Source organism: Fictibacillus sp. 5RED26 (genome assembly GCF_015903895.1).
GTDB lineage: Bacteria > Bacillota > Bacilli > Bacillales > Fictibacillaceae > Fictibacillus > Fictibacillus phosphorivorans.
In genome coordinates, this window is the sequence record NZ_JACZDU010000001.1 from 854,464 (window position 1) to 872,362 (window position 17,899).

24 protein-coding genes and 1 other annotated feature are annotated in these 17,899 nt (G+C 38.2%); of the genes, 15 read left to right on the top strand and 9 right to left on the bottom strand.

The features are described 5' to 3' along the window. The first annotated feature begins 120 nt into the window (after positions 1 to 120). Positions 121 to 708 carry a GDSL-type esterase/lipase family protein gene (locus tag IHV10_RS04470; RefSeq protein ID WP_197127507.1) on the top strand — a complete coding sequence of 196 codons (588 nt, stop codon included), beginning with the start codon at positions 121 to 123 and terminating at the stop codon, positions 706 to 708. A gap of 22 nt (positions 709 to 730) precedes the next feature. Here IHV10_RS04470 and IHV10_RS23080 read toward each other — a convergent pair whose 3' ends face one another. The 3 genes from IHV10_RS23080 to IHV10_RS04485 all read right to left on the bottom strand — a co-directional run bounded on the left by IHV10_RS23080 (position 731) and on the right by IHV10_RS04485 (position 2,217). Next, positions 731 to 1,120: a DUF3813 domain-containing protein gene (locus IHV10_RS23080; protein ID WP_197127508.1), complete on the bottom strand. Its 390-nt coding sequence runs from the start codon at positions 1,118 to 1,120 to the stop codon at positions 731 to 733. 2 nt (positions 1,121 to 1,122) lie between these two features. Then, complete coding sequence (locus IHV10_RS04480) at positions 1,123 to 1,266, bottom strand: hypothetical protein (RefSeq protein WP_186320544.1); 144 nt, start codon at positions 1,264 to 1,266, stop codon at positions 1,123 to 1,125. 138 nt (positions 1,267 to 1,404) lie between these two features. After that, positions 1,405 to 2,217, bottom strand: coding sequence for a Cof-type HAD-IIB family hydrolase (locus IHV10_RS04485; protein ID WP_197127509.1), 813 nt, complete (start codon positions 2,215 to 2,217; stop codon positions 1,405 to 1,407). 141 nt (positions 2,218 to 2,358) lie between these two features. On the opposite strand from IHV10_RS04485, the gene IHV10_RS04490 reads away from it, so the two are divergent. After that, positions 2,359 to 3,135 carry a prolyl oligopeptidase family serine peptidase gene (locus tag IHV10_RS04490; RefSeq protein ID WP_197127510.1) on the top strand — a complete coding sequence of 259 codons (777 nt, stop codon included), beginning with the start codon at positions 2,359 to 2,361 and terminating at the stop codon, positions 3,133 to 3,135. A 3-nt stretch (positions 3,136 to 3,138) separates the two neighbouring features. Here IHV10_RS04490 and IHV10_RS04495 read toward each other — a convergent pair whose 3' ends face one another. Continuing rightward, the gene (locus tag IHV10_RS04495) at positions 3,139 to 3,330 is read right to left on the bottom strand and encodes a hypothetical protein (RefSeq protein ID WP_153238689.1); all 192 of its coding nucleotides are present in this window, start codon (positions 3,328 to 3,330) and stop codon (positions 3,139 to 3,141) included. A gap of 102 nt (positions 3,331 to 3,432) precedes the next feature. Here IHV10_RS04495 and IHV10_RS04500 point away from each other — a divergent pair, with 102 nt between their 5' ends. From IHV10_RS04500 to moaD, 4 genes are read left to right on the top strand one after another with little or no spacing between them, the layout of a single operon-like run. Continuing rightward, complete coding sequence (locus IHV10_RS04500) at positions 3,433 to 4,752, top strand: molybdopterin molybdotransferase MoeA (protein ID WP_197127511.1); 1,320 nt, start codon at positions 3,433 to 3,435, stop codon at positions 4,750 to 4,752. Next, a complete protein-coding gene (gene mobB / locus IHV10_RS04505) occupies positions 4,692 to 5,240 on the top strand; it encodes a molybdopterin-guanine dinucleotide biosynthesis protein B (protein ID WP_197127512.1) in 549 nt (182 codons plus the stop codon). Before IHV10_RS04500 ends, mobB begins: the two co-directional genes overlap by 61 nt. Then, the gene (locus tag IHV10_RS04510; RefSeq protein WP_197127513.1) at positions 5,237 to 5,698 is read left to right on the top strand and encodes a molybdenum cofactor biosynthesis protein MoaE; all 462 of its coding nucleotides are present in this window, start codon (positions 5,237 to 5,239) and stop codon (positions 5,696 to 5,698) included. Before mobB ends, IHV10_RS04510 begins: the two co-directional genes overlap by 4 nt. Beyond that, positions 5,695 to 5,937: a molybdopterin converting factor subunit 1 gene (moaD, locus tag IHV10_RS04515; protein ID WP_231619418.1), complete on the top strand. Its 243-nt coding sequence runs from the start codon at positions 5,695 to 5,697 to the stop codon at positions 5,935 to 5,937. Before IHV10_RS04510 ends, moaD begins: the two co-directional genes overlap by 4 nt. A 287-nt stretch (positions 5,938 to 6,224) precedes the next feature. On the opposite strand, the gene IHV10_RS04520 is transcribed toward moaD, so the two are convergent. Beyond that, positions 6,225 to 6,518 carry an HNH endonuclease gene (locus IHV10_RS04520; RefSeq protein ID WP_197127514.1) on the bottom strand — a complete coding sequence of 98 codons (294 nt, stop codon included), beginning with the start codon at positions 6,516 to 6,518 and terminating at the stop codon, positions 6,225 to 6,227. A gap of 97 nt (positions 6,519 to 6,615) precedes the next feature. On the opposite strand from IHV10_RS04520, the gene IHV10_RS04525 reads away from it, so the two are divergent. Then, positions 6,616 to 6,939: a hypothetical protein gene (locus tag IHV10_RS04525; protein WP_197127515.1), complete on the top strand. Its 324-nt coding sequence runs from the start codon at positions 6,616 to 6,618 to the stop codon at positions 6,937 to 6,939. A gap of 90 nt (positions 6,940 to 7,029) precedes the next feature. Beyond that, positions 7,030 to 7,209: a YjzC family protein gene (locus tag IHV10_RS04530; protein WP_137789873.1), complete on the top strand. Its 180-nt coding sequence runs from the start codon at positions 7,030 to 7,032 to the stop codon at positions 7,207 to 7,209. A gap of 38 nt (positions 7,210 to 7,247) precedes the next feature. On the opposite strand, the gene IHV10_RS04535 is transcribed toward IHV10_RS04530, so the two are convergent. Further along, entirely contained in the window at positions 7,248 to 7,427 is a 180-nt protein-coding gene (locus IHV10_RS04535; RefSeq protein ID WP_197127516.1) for a YjzD family protein, read from the bottom strand. 393 nt (positions 7,428 to 7,820) lie between these two features. Between IHV10_RS04535 and IHV10_RS04540 the strand changes: the two genes are divergently transcribed. The 3 genes from IHV10_RS04540 to IHV10_RS04550 all read left to right on the top strand — a co-directional run bounded on the left by IHV10_RS04540 (position 7,821) and on the right by IHV10_RS04550 (position 10,130). Further along, positions 7,821 to 8,558 carry an alpha/beta hydrolase gene (locus IHV10_RS04540; protein ID WP_197127517.1) on the top strand — a complete coding sequence of 246 codons (738 nt, stop codon included), beginning with the start codon at positions 7,821 to 7,823 and terminating at the stop codon, positions 8,556 to 8,558. A 113-nt stretch (positions 8,559 to 8,671) separates the two neighbouring features. Beyond that, positions 8,672 to 9,583, top strand: coding sequence for an NAD-dependent epimerase/dehydratase family protein (locus IHV10_RS04545; protein ID WP_197127518.1), 912 nt, complete (start codon positions 8,672 to 8,674; stop codon positions 9,581 to 9,583). Between the two features lie 367 nt (positions 9,584 to 9,950). After that, entirely contained in the window at positions 9,951 to 10,130 is a 180-nt protein-coding gene (locus IHV10_RS04550) for a ComZ family protein (protein ID WP_197127519.1), read from the top strand. Between the two features lie 35 nt (positions 10,131 to 10,165). Here the strand turns inward: IHV10_RS04550 and IHV10_RS04555 are convergent, their stop codons facing one another. Further along, the gene (locus IHV10_RS04555) at positions 10,166 to 10,468 is read right to left on the bottom strand and encodes a YppG family protein (RefSeq protein WP_197127520.1); all 303 of its coding nucleotides are present in this window, start codon (positions 10,466 to 10,468) and stop codon (positions 10,166 to 10,168) included. Between the two features lie 280 nt (positions 10,469 to 10,748). Here IHV10_RS04555 and IHV10_RS04560 point away from each other — a divergent pair, with 280 nt between their 5' ends. The 3 genes from IHV10_RS04560 to IHV10_RS04570 all read left to right on the top strand — a co-directional run bounded on the left by IHV10_RS04560 (position 10,749) and on the right by IHV10_RS04570 (position 13,848). Continuing rightward, positions 10,749 to 11,681, top strand: coding sequence for a beta-ketoacyl-ACP synthase III (locus IHV10_RS04560; protein ID WP_197127521.1), 933 nt, complete (start codon positions 10,749 to 10,751; stop codon positions 11,679 to 11,681). A 44-nt stretch (positions 11,682 to 11,725) separates the two neighbouring features. Further along, complete coding sequence (fabF, locus tag IHV10_RS04565) at positions 11,726 to 12,964, top strand: beta-ketoacyl-ACP synthase II (protein ID WP_144701151.1); 1,239 nt, start codon at positions 11,726 to 11,728, stop codon at positions 12,962 to 12,964. A gap of 137 nt (positions 12,965 to 13,101) precedes the next feature. After that, the gene (locus IHV10_RS04570; RefSeq protein WP_197127522.1) at positions 13,102 to 13,848 is read left to right on the top strand and encodes a YjbA family protein; all 747 of its coding nucleotides are present in this window, start codon (positions 13,102 to 13,104) and stop codon (positions 13,846 to 13,848) included. 103 nt (positions 13,849 to 13,951) lie between these two features. Here the strand turns inward: IHV10_RS04570 and trpS are convergent, their stop codons facing one another. Beyond that, entirely contained in the window at positions 13,952 to 14,941 is a 990-nt protein-coding gene (trpS, locus tag IHV10_RS04575; RefSeq protein ID WP_197127523.1) for a tryptophan--tRNA ligase, read from the bottom strand. Positions 14,942 to 14,999: 58 nt separating this feature from the next. Further along, positions 15,000 to 15,250: a binding site (T-box leader), on the bottom strand. 26 nt (positions 15,251 to 15,276) lie between these two features. Further along, positions 15,277 to 15,648, bottom strand: a complete 372-nt coding sequence (locus tag IHV10_RS04580) for a DUF3899 domain-containing protein (protein ID WP_197127524.1) — start codon at positions 15,646 to 15,648, stop codon at positions 15,277 to 15,279. Between the two features lie 431 nt (positions 15,649 to 16,079). Here IHV10_RS04580 and IHV10_RS04585 point away from each other — a divergent pair, with 431 nt between their 5' ends. Further along, complete coding sequence (locus IHV10_RS04585; RefSeq protein ID WP_197127525.1) at positions 16,080 to 17,762, top strand: peptide ABC transporter substrate-binding protein; 1,683 nt, start codon at positions 16,080 to 16,082, stop codon at positions 17,760 to 17,762. Positions 17,763 to 17,899: the final 137 nt, after the last annotated feature.

A 17,899-nucleotide genomic window follows, 5' to 3' on the forward strand; every position in this document is an offset into this window, starting at 1 on the left:
ATAAGATATCTCGCTCACAAACACATTATAACAAAAATAATGAGAGTTTGACGTTTGATAAATGGTAATTTCTTTCGAATAGTTTAAATAGAGAGATTTAAAAGAGGAGATGAGTAAGAAATGAAGACTCTTGTTTGTTTTGGAGACAGCATCACTTCAAAAGAAAAGAGTAAAGATGGCTCACTTAGATTAACTTCCCGTTTAAGGCAAGAACTAACCGAATGGGTAGTTATGAATGCTGGAATACCTGCAGAAACAACGAGAGCTGCTCTAGTTAGACTACAAGATGACGTTCTAAGGCATCACCCTGATTTTGTAACCATTCTTTTTGGCGCGAATGATTCAAGTGATCATAGACTTATTCCACTAAAAGAGTACGAAAAGAACCTGACTTACATGGTAAATAAAATTGGGGCAGAAAAAGTGATTTTGATCAGTCCAGCTCCTGTGTTTGAGAAAAAGCAAATGGCACGTACAAATGATAGAATGAAAAAGTATGCACAAACGGTTAAAAAGGTAGCGAAACACGAGGGAACATCATATGTACCTTTGTTCGAAACACTGGTGGAAAAGAACATTCAAAAATACGTGATAGATGATGGTCTTCATTTTAATAAATTCGGATATGAAGAATTAAGTGAACTTTTGCTAAGAAATATCAAAACATTGACAGCCATTACATTCCCAAAAAAACAGCTTTCTCCGTGAAAAGAGAAAGCTGTTTCTAGTTCTAGTTTAGGCGATCGGGATTGTCTTCCAATAAGCTTTCAGCGTCTTCTAAACTTAAGCCAGTGGCTTGTGTAAAAGATTGAGGCTGACCTGACTCTGTATGTTGGTTTTCTGCATGTTCAGATGTAGGATTGACAGAAGACGAAACACCAGCGTGGCCATCCAATTCTTTTTGGAACTCAGCCAACTGAGCTCGCTCTGCATCAGACGAATTAGCCATTGCAGAAGAAAGAGCATTCTGTGCAACTTCCTTGTCATGACCAGAAAGTTCAGCATGAGGGGCATGTTCACTGTTAGATATCTTGTTATTTAAATCATGTGTGGAATGTTGTACCTTTCCAACAGCCTGTTGAACAGCATTTCTCGCGATTTGAAATAATCTGTTTGCCATCGTTATATGCCTCCTAATGAATTTCTTTCTTCTTTTTCCCGTTTGCGATCTTGTTGCTCATCTTTACTGAAAGCCATAGTTGTTTCCTGACTTACCATATCGGCTCCTTGCTTAGTTGCTCGTTTGGAACGACTCTTTTTACTCATTTGAAATTCCTCCTTTTCTCCCGTATCTTTAGTTTTTACCGTAAGAAGTACAATATGTAGCTAAAGGCTTCAAACGTTTTAAAAAAGAAATGGAAAAAAGGTCTCCAGCTGACATTCAGCAGAAGACCTTTATCGTGATTAAACAAGTTTTAATATATTTTTTAAGTAATGAGCAATACCTTCTTCTTCGTTTGTAAGGGTTACATAATTCGCTCGGGATTTAAGCTCATCGATCGCATTTCCCATTGCCACACCATGCCCAGCGTATTCAATCATTTCAAAGTCATTGTCTTCATCGCCAAAAGCTACAATCCGATCTTGTGGGATGTTGTAGTATGCAGCGATTTTTTCTAGGCCAGAGGCTTTGCTGATACCAGAACGAATAACTTCTATTATGTTCCATGGAGCTGCCCAAACTCTTTGGTCGACAACTTCGGCATGCTCCTTTTCAAGCATCGCTCTTAACTCTGGAATATGATGATCCTCTGGATGAACAAGAATAGCAGTAGGGTCATCTTTCAAGGTTTTATGAAGGTCGCCAATTTGAAGAGGATTTTCATTCATGATGAAAGTATTAACAATCACTTCATCAGGTTTTTTTAAATATACATCATCAAGAACTTCGACCATAATATTCTTAACTTTAAACGTCTCACAGGCTGAAATGATACGTTTAGCAACGTCAAGTTCAAGTGGAGAATGGTGAATTCCGAAACTTGCATCATGTGGGTGATGAACAAAAGCACCATTAAAGTTCACAATGGGAGTGTTGAGTTCTAGCTCCTCATAATACATGTTTGAAGAACGAAAAGGACGACCAGTAGAAATACAAACATGGTGACCATGATCGATCAATTGAAAAAGTAGTTCTTTTGTTTTTCTAGGAATTTTTTTCTCATCGTTTAATAAAGTTCCGTCAAGATCTAATGCAATTAAGTAAGGTTGTGTCACGAAAGTACCTGCCTTTTTTAGGATGCTTATATAAAGTGTATTATTTTACTTACAAAAAGTCTATTCATACAGGGCGTCTTTCATGAAAAAGAAACATGTCTCATGATAAGATGGAAAAAAAGAGAAAGAGGAGATACACACATGGTATGTATACAAAAAGGAACGATCGGCGATATTCCTTTCTTACTTGCGGAAAAAAAAGAAAATGCAGGTAAACCGTTGCCGCTTTTTATTTTCATACACGGATATACGAGTGCAAAAGAGCATAATTTACATTTTGCATATTCACTAGCTGAAAAAGATTTTCGAGTCATTTTACCAGATGCACTTCATCATGGTGAACGAATCGTTGCAAACCCTCCTAAGTCGATGGAGTATGATTTCTGGAATATCGTTCAACAAGGTATTCAAGATGTGAACAATATAATGGATTGGGCAAAAGAAAACGAATTTGTTTTGGAAGATCAAATTGCGGTAGGTGGAACTTCTATGGGAGCTATCATTACTTACGGTTCACTCGTAAATAACCCGATGATCAGTGCCGGATGTGCACTCATGGGAACACCAGCTCATCAAAAGTTTGCTAAATGGCAGATCGAAAGAATTCAGAAGGCAGGTTACGATATTCCTCTTACACTAGAAGAGCTTGAAGAATCAATTTCTACATTGAAGGATTTCGATCTTACATTAAATCTTGAAAAGCTTAATAACCGTCCATTATTCATTTGGCATAGTGAAGCTGATGCAGTAATACCATATGAGTTTGCAAAACCTTACGTACAAACCTTAACCGAAAAGAATAGTTCATCGGTGTATATGAACGACAAAACCTCCGGACACAAAGTTTCACGTGCTGCCTATTTAAACGCAGTAGAGTGGATTGCACAACAATTGAAAGTAAAAAAAGAAACGGTGTAAAGATTACCCCGTTTCTTCAAGCTTAAGCCTATATGTTCTTTTTGGCTGATACATATGGTCGATTTCGTCAATTTGCTTTTGTAGAGAATGCATGATGCGAAGGGACCAAACTCCCTGTTCGTTAAATTCTTCTGGGATGTCGGTTATGGTTACTTTATAGCCGGATCGGTGGTAATATTCGTAAGAAACCTTCATTCGATCAACATCCTTTCCATAATTTAAAAAAATAATAACAAAGAAAAAGATAAAAGTAAACTGAAAAGTGTATATATTCTGAAAATTAAAGGAGTGGGAATTTTGCCAGTCACAAAAAGAACACCACTACCTATTGCTGAGGCAGTAAATAAAATCATGGCACACACCCGTCTATGGGAAATTGAAAAAGTTTCAATCATGGAGTGTGATCATCGAATATTGGCAGAGGATCTTACAGCTACCCATGATGTTCCTCCTTTCAATCGGTCACCATATGATGGTTTCGCAATTCGTTCTGATGATACGAAACATGCATCACTGGATAACCCCATTACATTAAATGTTGTAGAGACGATAGGGGCAGGACAAGTTGCTATGCGTGAAGTGAAGAGCGGGATGGCAGTTCGCATTATGACAGGTGCACAAATCCCGGATGGTGCTGATGCAGTTATCATGCTGGAACTAGTAAAAGAGCTTGTTAACGATAGCGAAAATCAAATCATCATAAAACGATCTGTTAAAAAGGATGAAAACATTTCCTTTCAAGGGGAAGACACACAAAATGGAACACTCTTAGTAAGAGCAGGAACAAAAATCACTCCAGGAATAGTAGCGATTCTCTCAACGTTTGGTTATCACACCGTTTCTGTGTACAAAAGACCTATCGTAGGTATTCTTTCAACAGGAACAGAACTTCTCGACGTAAAGGAAGAACTGCAGCCAGGAAAAATAAGAAACAGCAATGCATACATGTGTGCAGCACAAGTTAGAGCGATGGGAGCAGAAGTAAAGCTCTATCAACATCGTGAGGATAACTTTGATTCTTTATATAAAAGTATTAAAGCAGCACTGCAGGAAACTGATGTTTTGATCACAACAGGTGGTGTATCTGTTGGTGATTATGATTTTCTTCCAGAGGTATACAAAAAGCTTGGTGCAGATGTTCTTTTTAATAAAATTGCCATGCGTCCAGGCAGTGTTACTACCGTTGCACGTTATGAAGATAAATGGCTTTTTGGCCTTTCAGGAAACCCGTCAGCTTGCTTTGTTGGAGCTGAACTTTTTGTAAGACCTGTAATTTTAAAAGGAATGAACATGTTAAAACCACACTGCACAGTTACAAACGCAATGCTTTCGAGTGATTTTCCAAAGCCTAATCCGTTTACTCGATTTGTTAGAGCTGTATTAACTGAAGTAGGCGGTGGAAACATCGTAAAGCCTGCTGGCCTTGATAAATCAAGCTCAGTTTCCTCTTTAGTAGAGGCAAACTGTCTAATTGTTTTGCCTGGAGGTACAAGAGGTTGGGAAAAAGGAAACGAGGTTGGTGTAATCACATGGCACGGCGAAGGGAGCGAATGGCCGTGGGATCACCCGTTATTCTCCAAGTCGTCGGTTATCAAAACAGTGGAAAAACAACACTAATAAAAAAATTGCTCAAAAGGTTGGCGGAACTCCATCTACAAACAGGAGTGATTAAGCATCATGGTCATGGAGTTCGGGTAGACCATAATGATTCTGGAAAAGATACAGAGCAACATCGAAGCGCCGGTGCGCATGTAACATGTGTGATTTCATCTGAAAACTCAATATTGACTATGAATTCAGAATTACCATTGAATAAAGCAATCGCTATATACGAAACCCTTGAAATGGATTGTATTCTAATAGAAGGTTATAAAAATATACAATTTCCACGAGTCGTACTTTTACGAAACAAAGCAGAAGATATTGAATTATTGATTCATTCTCGTGACGTGATCGCAACGATCCATTTGAACAAGTCTTTAGTAACACCAATTCAGAGAACAGGCAGTCCTAGTCCCAGATTTACAAGGGGTGATGAAAAGAAGTGGTTGGATTGTATAATAACATACATCATTCAAGAACATCGCAAGGAGAGTGGGTCATGAAAAGATTTAATATCACGGAGAATTCTATAAACAATCAAGAAGTCATTGATCAAGTGGTCCATCACAATGCAGGTGCCATTTCTGTCTTTATCGGTACGGTTAGGGAAATGACTGGAGAAAAACAAACGAAGTTTCTTCATTATGAAGCATATGTACCGATGGCAGAAAAGCAGCTTGAAAAAATCGGTATAGAGATTCAAGAAAAATGGCCGAATGCGATTACGGCTATAACACATCGAATCGGAACCCTCCAAATATCTGATATCGCGGTTACGATTGCTGTATCTACTCCTCATCGGCAAGATGCATTTGAAGCAAGTAGATATGCAATTGAGCGTATCAAGGAAATAGTGCCCATTTGGAAAAAAGAGCATTATGCAGATGGAGAAGAGTGGGTAGGCAACCAAAAAGGTACAAAAACTTATCCTGCTGGACACCCAGAGGGAGTGAAGAAATGATGATAAAAATTTTATTGTTTGCAAATTTGGCGCAGCAAGCCGAAACAGAAAGAGTTTCTATTGAAGTAAGATCTCCTCTTTCTGTAGAAGAAGTAAGAAACATGCTTCAAAATCAAGTCGGAAAACTATCTGGAATCGAAAATGCACTCGTTGCTGTAAATGAGGAGTATGTAGATTTAACGGATCAAGTAAACGATGGGGACACGGTTGCTTTCATACCACCTGTTAGTGGGGGTTAATGACTAGTGATTGTTAAAAACCGAGAAGTATTATTTTGAAAGTAGTTGATTTTGACGAAAATCAATTTGCGTATGTAGAGAACTAGAAACATGCAAAAGCAAAAAAACTTATAGAAAAAAATGAAGGAACCTGCCTGACTCGTTACTCCGTAGGGTCCTTTTTGATTTGTTCGAAACAAGATAAACAGAGATTTTGATTATTTACGATGTGACCTTGAAAAAAACCGTCCACACAATATAAATTTTTAGCGCAGATTGCACAGTTCCCTACAAGTTCCTTCATTCCTTCATCTCCTTCGCTTTAAACGGTTTGATTTTTTCATTCGAGGTAACGCTGATGAGGGCTGTTTACGTAGCCATTTTAAGAATTTTTTTAGTTCTGGCGCATCTCTTAACTTTTCAACCGTGTTGTAAAGTAACGCTAGCTCAGAATTTGTATACAAAAAGTGAATCTGCTTATGACAAGGGATACATAGGTTTGCGGTGGCAGAGAATCTGCCGCCTTCTTCTTTAGGTATTAGGTGATGAACGGTTAATTCGAGTGGTTCTCTTCTACAAAGCTCACATGTACCTTTCTCCAAGGTTTTTCACAATCCCTTCAACTTAGAATATCTGTCTATAGATATATGTACCATCTTCTTTTCCTTTGAATAGGATGTGGTAGAAGGAGGGGGTAATATGTATCCGCAACCATATCCGTATGGAGGATCACAAAATTTTGGTGGGCAATCGGCGGGAATGGGTCGATCCCCATTTAAAAAAATGTATAAAACATGCTTAAAAAACAGAAATCAGCATGTGCAATTAATGTTGATGGATGGTGCAACTTATACAGGATTTATTGAATATGTCGACCAACAAAACGTTTATTTTGCTATCCCTTATGTAGAAGAAGCTCAAGAAAATCGCAACTCAGAAGCGCAATATGATGTAAGAGGATATCAGATCTATCGATGTATGTTTCCGCTTCATGCTGTGGCAGGAGTAAACGGAGCGTTTTAAGGGAAATTTTGATGGAATCCTTCTTTTTTTAGCAAGAGTTATCAGTGTAAGCGCGGGTAACCTATAGAAGAAAGGAGGGTACATCAACGTATGGGGCAAAATAAACATTTTAAACATGGCCAGAAAGCACCAAATAACGGGATGTATGTAGAAATTGGTGAAACAGGAAGTATGGTAAATGATCCGCAACAGGTCCATTTATCAGCCGGTGACCGATTTCCAGAGACAACGAATCATAATAGAGTTTGGACATATAAAAGAAAGCCATAGCAAAAATAAAAACCCGGTAACTAACCCGGGTTTTTATTTTATATTTCTTCGCTTTTTGCTGGTAATAACTCACCAAGAATAGAAATAATGACTGTAAATACTACTCCAAAAATACAAGCTGTTACGAAATCGAATGTTCCGCCTTGCATTGAAACGAGCACATAAAAAATCATATTACTTAATAATAAAGACCATATTAACGTCCAAATATAACGCATGCCACATTCACCTCTTTATGTAAACGAATTCTTTACCCTTCTGTATAGTAACAAAAGTTGAGATAAAGGGAAAGATTCTTTGTGTAAATAATCGATCAATAATCCATAAATGTTAGAAATTTTCATAAATTGTTCAAGCTTAACAGGATAAGGAATGAGTACGAAGAAGAAAGTACATATAAAACAGACATTAATATTCGGAGGGATGAAAGATGGAAGAAAAGTTGGATGAATTGAAAGCGTTAGAAGAACAAGAAGAAAAGAATTTGACTTCTGAAGGAAAACAAACGTTAGAACAATTGAAAAAAGAACTTAATTCTTAGGCAGATAACTTTAGCTAATTTGTTTCCCCTGCATACATTGGTTAAGAAAAGCGAATTCGAGGGGAGAAATGTGAGTATCGACAAACGCACTTTCCAGATAGACAATCAATGGAATATTATACACCTACCGAAGCAGCCGAACGGTTTTGGCGTCATGATCATCGGCGATTGCAGTCATTATGTTGATGAGCATACAAGTCTTTGGAAACAAAACACTGAACGTGCAAATCTCATTCAAGCCCTCAAGAATCAAGGATATACCATCTTTTATTCTAACTTATACGGAAGACATTGGGGCAGTCCGAGAGCAGTCATTCTTGCAAAGCGACTATACCACTATGTTATGAAGCATGAAATATTAAACCCGAATATTCATTTGATCGCAGAGGGTATGGGATCACTTGTTGCACTGCAGCTTATGGAGGATATGGAAAAAAATATTCGCTCCGCCTTATTTATAAACCCTTGTATAGACCTGCAGCATCATTTTAATCATGAAAGACAGAACCGGTTATTTTTTAAACGGCTGAAAAGAGAAATTATTTCTGCTTACAACTCGGAAGAAGATATTGATTCATTTATAGATAAACTACCTCAAACAGAACAACTTACAGCGAAAACTCCTGTTCAGATATGGCATGCGGCACGCGGTGTTGCATTTAATTTTAAAGAACACAGCAGGCCATATGAGAAGAGAAGACAAGAGATTGATGCGCCTATATCATTATCTATTCATGTACCTGAAGCTACGTTTAATCCGGCAAGGGCCTTTCAAGAATATTTTAAAAACCATGAAAAAGTGTTATAGAAACTCCATTACCGTAGTACGTGATGGGGTTTTTGTGTGCAAAAAAAGTATCGTATTCTCTCGAGTATCACCATAGGATAGTAAGAGGAGAAAAATGGACTGGAGGCTCTTACATGAAAAAGGCATTTGTAACAGGAGCGGCAGGGTTTATCGGTTACCATTTGTGCAGCCGTTTGTTGGATGAAGAAGTGGACGTCGTCGGCATTGATATGGCAGAATCTCCAGACCGGATTGATTTTATTGCACGTCATGCCGGATTTCAATATCTTCCTTATGATATTAATGAAACGGATCTTCAACCACATTCAAACGGCTGCGATGTTATTTTCCACCTAGCTTGCTCAGTCAAACCAACAGCACCGTGGGCGAATATTGAAGATGAAGTGCAAAGAAACGTATCCGTTCTTAAAAAAGTCGCTTCATTAGCTAATAGTGAAACAAAATTAATTTATGTATCTTCCTATGATGTATATGGTAAAAGACAGGGTGATGTTTTGGAGACTTCACCAAAAAATCCAGAATCCCTTTTTGGTCTAATAAAGCTAACGGAAGAAAATATTGTAAAACAACTTGCTGAACAGCATGATTTTCCGTTTGTAATCATGAGACTTCCTACTGTCTATGGACCCGGACAGCCCGAACATCATACGTACCAACAGGTGATTTCAATAGAGGACCAAGACCAGAATAGGAATGATTCGATCTCCAAAGATTCTGTTACAGAAGACGTATTGTTCGTTGATGACGCAGCTGAGGCATTATTCTTGGCAGGTAAATCAACCGCGAAAAATGAGATCTATAACATATCTAGTGGCAACCAGAACCAATGGCTAGAAGGATTAACAGAATTAAAAGCAGATCAATTAACATTTAAAGAAAAAAGAAAGATGCGGATTAAAGGCGAAAAAGCGGAGACTGAGCTCGGGTTTCGTGCGAAAACGAAAATAAAAGAAGGCATCATGAAACAAATAATGCATTTTAGAAATAGAAACAAAAAATCAAAGCCGAATTCTAAAGAGATTTAGATAAAAAAGGTGGTCCTGAAGATTTTTGGGAGCACCTTTTTAGATGTTTAGGGAAGTTTACGGACTAAATGAATGGTAGTGGAGGACAGGGTATTTTGTAGTTTATCAATGTCGAGGTATGTCGCCTCGCAAGTAAATGAGAAAAGCTCGCTAAATTATTGCAAAAACTCGCCGGAATAAGTTTCACATTTCTAGGATTATTTCAAAAATTTCTTGAATTAATTGTATGGATACCCTAGCCAGTATAATCGAAATCATAGTTGGCTTGAAAATTAATCACAAAACGTTTTATCCACCGAACATTTTTCTTTATAATAGAAAATGGGTTAAAAACCGTTTACATAATGTAAGGGAGGAACTTAAGAAGATGGATACAGAACGCAATATGAAATTTATGCAGATCGCTATGTCACATCTGCCAGAAGCACAAGCTTTTTTAGAGAAAAAAGGAATTGAGCTTGGCATGGAGGATGTGCAGCCGATGCTTCAGCTTTTGATGAACGTAATGAACGATGCATACGAACTTGGAAAAGAAGAGGGTAAGTAAACAAAGAAAAGCCAACCAGCTCGGGTTGGCTTTTTTTACTTCTTCTTAAACGCAGAAAAGATAGGTGAGATCTGTTGTGCGACTTTTACTGATTGGTCGATAACAGCAAAAATTTTATTATAGTCTAGAGAACCTTCCTGCGTTCGAAAAGAATGTAGAAATGGTCGAGGCATCGGTTGATGAAACGGTGGTGCCGGCATGCCTCTGAATCCAGGGCCGCCAAAATGTTGAGGTGGTGGAAACCCTTGCTGCATATGCTGCTGGTTTTGGCCCATTGGAAAACGTCCAGGAAACTGCGGAGGATACATTGGTTGCTGTCTAGCTTGAGGATTATGCATGTTGAACCACTCCTAATATCAATTTCACTAAACTTACATTTTTCTTCCATACAGGATATGCCCTACGGCTTATATTGGTGAAAAGAAAAGAACTTTAACTAGACAAAATATAAGAGATATCATAAAATTAGTACCAGGTCATAATATTTGATTATAAAGATTCTACAATTACTTCTTTCCTTTTAGGAAGTAATAAATTGTAGTTGCAAGTTGCTCACCTAAACGGGAACGATGGAAAAGATTTTCATTGAAAATAAACTAAAGCCAAAGGGGTAATGTTATGAATGCAGGAATCATAGGGATGGGAAGTTATATCCCTGAAAAAATTCTAGCGAACTCCGACCTGGAAAAGATGGTTGATACAAGTGACGAGTGGATTCGAACTCGAACAGGGATCGTAGAACGCAGAATTGCAGACGAATCGGTAAAAACGTCTCATATGGCTAGATATGCAGCGGAAGAAGCAATAAAAGATGCTGGCATCTCTGCAGAAGAAATTGATCTAATCGTGGTCGCAACCGTTACACCAGACAATCCATTCCCATCAGTAGCATGCCAATTACAAGAATCACTAGGTGCGAAGAACGCCGTAGGTATGGATGTAAGTGCAGCATGTGCAGGATTTATTTATGGTTTGGTGGTAGGAAAGCAATTTATTGAAACGGGAACATATAAAAATGTTCTAGTCGTTGGTGCTGAAAAGCTATCTAAGATAACAGATTGGAAAGATCGTAATACAGCTGTGCTTTTCGGAGACGGAGCTGGAGCTGCTATCCTTTCAAATGTTAGTGAAGGTAGAGGCATCCTTTCATTTGAGCTTGGTTCAGACGGAACAGGAGCAAAACATTTGTACCAAGACGAATTTATCCATATGAACGGCAGAGAAGTTTTTAAATTTGCTGTGCGTCAGATGGGTGAGACTTCATTAAATGTCGTTCATAAAGCAGGTTTGACGAAAGAAGACGTTGATTTCTTAATTCCGCATCAAGCGAATATAAGAATCATGGAAGCTTCACGAGAACGTTTAGAGCTTCCGAAAGAAAAAATGGTCATGACGATTGACAAGTTTGGTAATACATCATCTGCTTCAATACCAATGGCATTAAAAGAAGCCCTGAAAGATGGTAGAATAAAAGAAGATCATACAATCGTACTTGTTGGATTTGGTGGAGGACTAACCTGGGGTGCTGTTGCGCTTCGTTGGGGACGATAAATCATCAATTACAACAATGTGTACAAAGGAGAGTTGGTTTTACAATGAAAAAGAGAGTAGTCGTAACCGGTCTAGGAGCCGTAACACCTCTTGGAAACAGCGTAGAAGAAACATGGAAAAAGATTGTTGAAGGTCAAAGTGGTGTAGGTCCACTTACAAGAAGAGATAAAGAAAAGTTTCCGGTTAAAGTTGCTGCAGAAGCAACAGAATTTAATCCGGAAGATTTTATGGATAAAAGAGAAGCACGCCGTATGGATCGTTTTACGCAGTTTGCGGTAGCAGCATCTATTATGGCTGTTAAAGATGCGAATTTAGATATCACGGAAGAAATTGCACCTCGCGTAGGAGTATGGATTGGTTCTGGTATTGGTGGAATGGATACTCATGAAGAACAATTCCGTATATTTGAAGCGAAAGGTGTAAGACGCGTTAGTCCATTTTTCGTACCGATGATGATTCCGGATATGGCATCTGGTCAAGTTTCAATTACAATTGGTGCTAAAGGTATGAACTCATGTACCGTAACGGCTTGTGCATCAGGAGCAAACTCAATCGGAGATGCATTCAAAGTGATCCAGCGCGGAGATGCAGATGTAATGGTTACAGGTGGAACAGAAGCACCGATCACAGACATGGCACTAGCAGGATTCTGCCAAGCAGGAGCACTATCAACGAATCCAGATCCAAAAACAGCTAGCCGTCCGTTCGATAAAGACAGAACTGGATTTATCATCGGTGAAGGAGCTGGGATTCTAGTTCTAGAAGAATACGAATTTGCGAAAAAACGCGGAGCTAAAATTTACGCAGAAATCGTAGGGTACGGAGCTACAGGTGATGCTTATCATATCACTCAACCTGCTCCAGGCGGTGAAGGCGGAGCACGTGCCATGAGACAAGCTGTTGAAGATAGCGGTCTAGCTCCAGAAGAAATCTCTTACATTAACGCGCATGGTACAAGTACGGATTACAACGATAAGTTTGAAACAGCTGCCATTAAAGCTGTGTTTAATGAGCATGCTTATAAGATTCCGGTCAGCTCTACAAAATCAATGACAGGCCACTTATTAGGAGCTGCAGGTGGAATTGAAGCAATCTTCTCTGTAAAAGCGATTCAGGAAAGTATTCTTCCTCCAACAATTAACTATGAAACACCAGATGAAGAGTGCGATCTAGATTATGTTCCAAATACGGCAAGACAGGCAGAAGTGAAAGCTGTTCTTAGTAACTCACTAGGTTTCGGTGGACATAATGCATCATTAGTCTTTAAAAAAATAGAAGAATAATTCGTTGTCAAACCCCGTTTTCTTTTGAAAGCGGGGTTTTGCATACTTCGAGTTAATTACCTTTATTTAGAATAAAAAGGACAACCTCTGACTATACTGATTTTAAATACAAATCGGCAAAGAAGTGAGGGGTACAGATGTTATATTTACGTGATGTTTGGGTCAACTGGTTTGAAGGAGAAGAGAACGGCTATAACGTTTGTGAGTTTCATGAATGGAGAAAAGACGACTATATTGAATTATTGGATCAAGTACCCATTATTAAAATAGAATCCACACTCTTTCATTATATCGAGAATGATTTGAATGATCTGCCGGATTCCCTACTTGAAGAGGTGCACCAGAAAGCTTACGTTAGAAAGAACAACCAAAGGGTGCAACTCGAACATTGCTTTATCATCACGGATGAAAAGAAATCTCTCATCATAGATACGATGGGTTATAGAATACCAATCCGTAAGAGCAGACTCATACCAAGACAAGAACAGCTAGTATTTGAGATGGCAGAGCAGACGGAGACAAACGTCTATACGTTCAGTGAAAAGCAGTTAAGTAAGGAATATCACATCCTATCTCCGAATCCAGACAGCATGCGAGGGTTAACTCGCAAAGAGAGACAGTTGAAGCAACTCTTATTCATGGCTTTAGATCAGCTTCATTCAACAAAAAATGTTGCTGAGATGAGATATTGGTGTACAGAGTGGATGCCAGAGCAATATGGAAGAATTCAGCGGATGGATTTTGACGAAGCATGGGATGCGTTATACTGTGAATTAAAAAGCGGATGGTCCAAACAACATGTGGATATGTGTGAGAGGCTAGTAAAAGGACAACCGTATTTTGAAAAGATCTGGGAGCTTGAGAACGGTACACAAGTGAACTAGGTATCGTTTCTAAAATAAGAAAAACCAGCAGTTGATCAAAGAATCAGTTCTGCTGGTTTTTTTGTGTGTTCAATTTTTTATAGAGTTCGAAAAATCGATAAAATTAAACACGTTTACGAGCTAATCCCATTGCTCGCTCCGCTTTGTTCAACGTTTTATTCGCCACACGATTTGCTTTTTCTGCACCAGAATCAAGAATGTCATCTAACTCAGTTGATGCTAAATATTCTTTATAACGGTCCTGGATAGGTTTAAGAGCATGAATGACAGCTTCTGCCACACCTTGTTTAAAGTCACCATACCCTTTGCCCTCATACTTTTCTACGAGCGATTTGATGCTTTCTCCTGATAACTGTGAATAGATCGTTAATAGGTTTGAAATGCCTGGCTTATTTTCTTTGTCATAAGCAACTACACCTTCTGAGTCAGTAGTAGCACGCTTAATCTTCTTTAAGATTACAGATTCGTCATCAAGCATAGAGATAAATGAATTTTGATTAGGATCAGACTTGCTCATCTTTTTCTCAGGATCCACAAGTGACATGATTCTTGCACCTTCCGAAGCAATACGAGGCTCTGGAACCACAAAGACTTCACGATACTTCTTATTAAAGCGTTCAGCGATATCTCGAGTTAACTCAAGATGCTGCTTTTGATCATCTCCAACTGGAACGATACTCGTGTTATAAAGAAGGATATCTGCTGCCATAAGAGGTGGATAGGTTAGTAACCCAGCAGATACAGCTTCTTTTCCAGTTGATTTATCTTTGAACTGTGTCATGCGCTCTAATTCACCAATATACGTAACACATTGCATCATCCATCCCATCTTCGTATGAGCTGGAACTTCAGATTGAATGAATATTGTCGATTTTTCAGGATTGATACCTGCTGCTAAATACAAAGCAGCTAAATTTCTGCTGTTTTTTTTCAATTCAACAGGATCTTGTGCCACCGTAATGGCGTGCTGATTAACAACGCAGAAATAACATTCGTGTTCATTTTGAAGTTCAACAAAATGCCTCATCGCTCCAATGTAGTTACCGATCGTTAAATTTCCGCTCGGCTGAATGCCTGAGAAGATTACAGACATGATTCATCTCTCCTTTGTTTTTAAAAATCAATATAAAAAGGCCCACTCGTCGCCTCATGCAAGGGACGAATGGACCGCGGTGCCACCCTTATAATTTTCATACATACCGAAAATCACTTTGACACGTACAGGTAAAGTACCGATACGCTGTCCATTATATCGTGCGGACATCTACACGCCTGAGCCTACTAGTAAGGTTCGGTCAGAATGCTCAAAAGCCCATTCCATCATGATTCACTACCTGTTCTCACCAACCACAGGCTCTCTGAGAGCTTCACATCATGTACTCTTCTTTCTCATCGCATATAACATTTATTTTTTGTAGTATACACAAATTATAGAAGATATGCAACGGCAATCGTGATGAAAGATAAAAGAAGGCCACTGAATAAAAACGACTTCATATATGAGACATTTATTCGTTCTGATACTTGAAAGTTTGTCTTAAATGAAACCACATCATCGATCTCTGGATGTCTTGATAATGATCGAGCTACTTTTTTAAAGCTGTACGTTATAAAATCAAAGAATCCCCCTTTTGCTACGTATAAAGCAATGCCAATAAGCGCAATCGACAATGAAAAATAAAATAAAGTATTTATATATTTTTCAAGGGTAAAAGGTCCGGAAGATATCAAACTAACACCAAATGCTATCACAATAGGGAACGCTGATATAATCAGGATTCTCTTAAAAAGTAAGTTCATCTTATGAAGCCTCCATCTAGTAATAATTACACCATAAACATAAAGAAATGTAACATATTTTTTGAATTATACCGTCAGACTTTACTCCTATTGTAACAAATGAAATATAAAAATGACGAATTATCTTACAAAGTGAAGCATGTCTTATCCTCACAAAAAATCGAGAATGTAATATTCATGCTAGTTTACACATAATTTTGGTAAAATTTGTAGAATTATCAGAAAATAAACCCTGTTCAGTAATAGGTAAATATACCTATTTTTTGTTAAGGAAAAGTAAATATAATAGGCTTTTTGTAAAACTCTTAAAAAAAATAAATGCACAATTGTTTGAAAACTTGTATAATCGAACTTGTAGATGAAAATGTCTGATAATTCTTGATGCTTTTATCTGCTAACAATTTAACAGGATAAAAAGGGGAGGTCGACTCATGAAGAAGTCAAAATGGTCATTGCTTCTTACATTAGTACTTGTACTAAGCATGTTCTTAGCTGCATGTAGTGGCGGAGACAAAGACAAGGCAAGCGATTCTAAAGGCGGCGAAGGCGAGAAAGCAACTGAAAAGCCAAATGAGCCACAAGTACTTAATCTTGTTGATTCAACGGAGATTCCATCAATGGATTCTTCACAAGCGACAGATGCAGTTTCATTTGAAGTAATGAACAACGTGTTCGAAGGATTATATCGTCTTGATAAAGACAATCAACCAACTGAAGGTGTTGCTGAAAGCCACGAAGTAAACGAAGATGGCACAGTTTACACGTTCAAATTAAATCCAGACGCTAAATGGAGCGATGGTTCTCAAGTAGTAGCGAAAGATTTCGTTTACGCTTGGCAAAAAGCATTACACCCAGATACTCTTTCTGAGTATGCTTACATCATGGGACCTGTTAAGAACGCAAACGCGATCCAAACTGATGGTGACCCATTATACGGTAAAGTAGAAGAGTTAGGTGTTAAAGCAGTTGATGAAACGACTCTTGAAGTAACTCTTGAAGCTCCAGCTCCTTATTTCCTAGGACTAACTGGATTTGCAACGTTCTACCCGCAAAAAGAAGAATATGTTAAATCTCAAGGTGATAAGTTCTCCCTTGAAGCTAACACAATGATCTACAATGGTCCTTTCGTTCTTTCTGAGTGGAAGCATAACGAAGGATGGCAAATGAAGAAGAACGATCAATATTGGGACAAAGACACTGTGAAGCTTGACGAAGTTAACGTAAAAATCGTTAAAGACGTAGCTACAGGTGTTAACTTATATGAAACAGGTCAAGTCGATACGGTTGGATTAAACTCTGAGTTTGTTGATCAGTTCCAAGGTAACGAAGATCTTTACACTCGTGGAGAAGCAACTGTGTTCTTCCTACGTATCAACCAAAAAAGAGAAGAACTTAAAAACGTAAATATCCGTAAGGCAATTGATATGGCTTACGATAAAAAAGCCCTAGTTGATGTATTACTTAACAACGGATCTACTCCAGCTTACTACTTAGTACCTGGTGAGTTCACGTTCAGCCCTGAAGGTAACGAAGATTTCCGTAAAACGAACGGAGACTTTGGTAAATTTGATCCTGAAGAAGCGAAAAAGCTTTGGGAAAAAGGACTTAAAGAAATTGGTAAGAAAGAAGTTGCTATTGAGTTCTTGAACTACGATTCTGATGGTGCTAAGAAAGACGGAGAATACATTAAGAACCAATTAGAAAAGAACCTACCTGGTTTGAAAGTTTCTATTAAAGCTCAACCGTTCAAGCAAAAACTTGAGCTAGAGTCTAAAGGTGAGTATGACATTTCTTATGCTGGTTGGGGTCCTGACTATCAAGATCCAATGACATTCATCGACATGTTCGTAACTGGTGGAGCTCATAACCAAATGGAATATTCTAACCCTAAGTATGACGAGCTAGTTAATAACGCGAAGAAAGAAACTGACGTTAACAAGCGTTGGGATATGATGCTTGAAGCAGAAAAAGTACTTTTTGAAGATCAAGCAATCTCTCCAATTTACCAAAGAGGTGTAACTGGACTTCGTAAACCTTATGTAAAAGGTGTAGTTAACCACTTATTTGGTGCAGATGTTTCTTACAAGTGGATCTATATCGATGGTAAACAGTAATAATTGTGCTATTGAAAAATAGTAAATAGTTTTTCTCAGGAGAGTACATGTGTTCCTGACATGTACTCTCTTTTTTGCCATGAAAAGGGCAGTTGGGAATTTTTATAATGTAAAAAGAAATCAGAAAATGTCGAAAA

Coding starts and splice junctions, on each gene's coding strand:
- IHV10_RS04470 (WP_197127507.1), top strand. CDS start 121: ATGAAGACTCTTGTTTGTTTTGGAGACAGCATCACTTCAAAAGAAAAG.
- IHV10_RS23080 (WP_197127508.1), bottom strand. CDS start 1,120: ATGGCAAACAGATTATTTCAAATCGCGAGAAATGCTGTTCAACAGGCT.
- IHV10_RS04480 (WP_186320544.1), bottom strand. CDS start 1,266: ATGAGTAAAAAGAGTCGTTCCAAACGAGCAACTAAGCAAGGAGCCGAT.
- IHV10_RS04490 (WP_197127510.1), top strand. CDS start 2,359: ATGGTATGTATACAAAAAGGAACGATCGGCGATATTCCTTTCTTACTT.
- IHV10_RS04495 (WP_153238689.1), bottom strand. CDS start 3,330: ATGAAGGTTTCTTACGAATATTACCACCGATCCGGCTATAAAGTAACC.
- IHV10_RS04510 (WP_197127513.1), top strand. CDS start 5,237: ATGAAAAGATTTAATATCACGGAGAATTCTATAAACAATCAAGAAGTC.
- moaD (WP_231619418.1), top strand. CDS start 5,695: ATGATGATAAAAATTTTATTGTTTGCAAATTTGGCGCAGCAAGCCGAA.
- IHV10_RS04525 (WP_197127515.1), top strand. CDS start 6,616: ATGTATCCGCAACCATATCCGTATGGAGGATCACAAAATTTTGGTGGG.
- IHV10_RS04530 (WP_137789873.1), top strand. CDS start 7,030: ATGGGGCAAAATAAACATTTTAAACATGGCCAGAAAGCACCAAATAAC.
- IHV10_RS04535 (WP_197127516.1), bottom strand. CDS start 7,427: ATGCGTTATATTTGGACGTTAATATGGTCTTTATTATTAAGTAATATG.
- IHV10_RS04545 (WP_197127518.1), top strand. CDS start 8,672: ATGAAAAAGGCATTTGTAACAGGAGCGGCAGGGTTTATCGGTTACCAT.
- IHV10_RS04550 (WP_197127519.1), top strand. CDS start 9,951: ATGGATACAGAACGCAATATGAAATTTATGCAGATCGCTATGTCACAT.
- IHV10_RS04555 (WP_197127520.1), bottom strand. CDS start 10,468: ATGCATAATCCTCAAGCTAGACAGCAACCAATGTATCCTCCGCAGTTT.
- IHV10_RS04560 (WP_197127521.1), top strand. CDS start 10,749: ATGAATGCAGGAATCATAGGGATGGGAAGTTATATCCCTGAAAAAATT.
- fabF (WP_144701151.1), top strand. CDS start 11,726: ATGAAAAAGAGAGTAGTCGTAACCGGTCTAGGAGCCGTAACACCTCTT.
- IHV10_RS04570 (WP_197127522.1), top strand. CDS start 13,102: ATGTTATATTTACGTGATGTTTGGGTCAACTGGTTTGAAGGAGAAGAG.
- trpS (WP_197127523.1), bottom strand. CDS start 14,941: ATGTCTGTAATCTTCTCAGGCATTCAGCCGAGCGGAAATTTAACGATC.
- IHV10_RS04580 (WP_197127524.1), bottom strand. CDS start 15,648: ATGAACTTACTTTTTAAGAGAATCCTGATTATATCAGCGTTCCCTATT.
- IHV10_RS04585 (WP_197127525.1), top strand. CDS start 16,080: ATGAAGAAGTCAAAATGGTCATTGCTTCTTACATTAGTACTTGTACTA.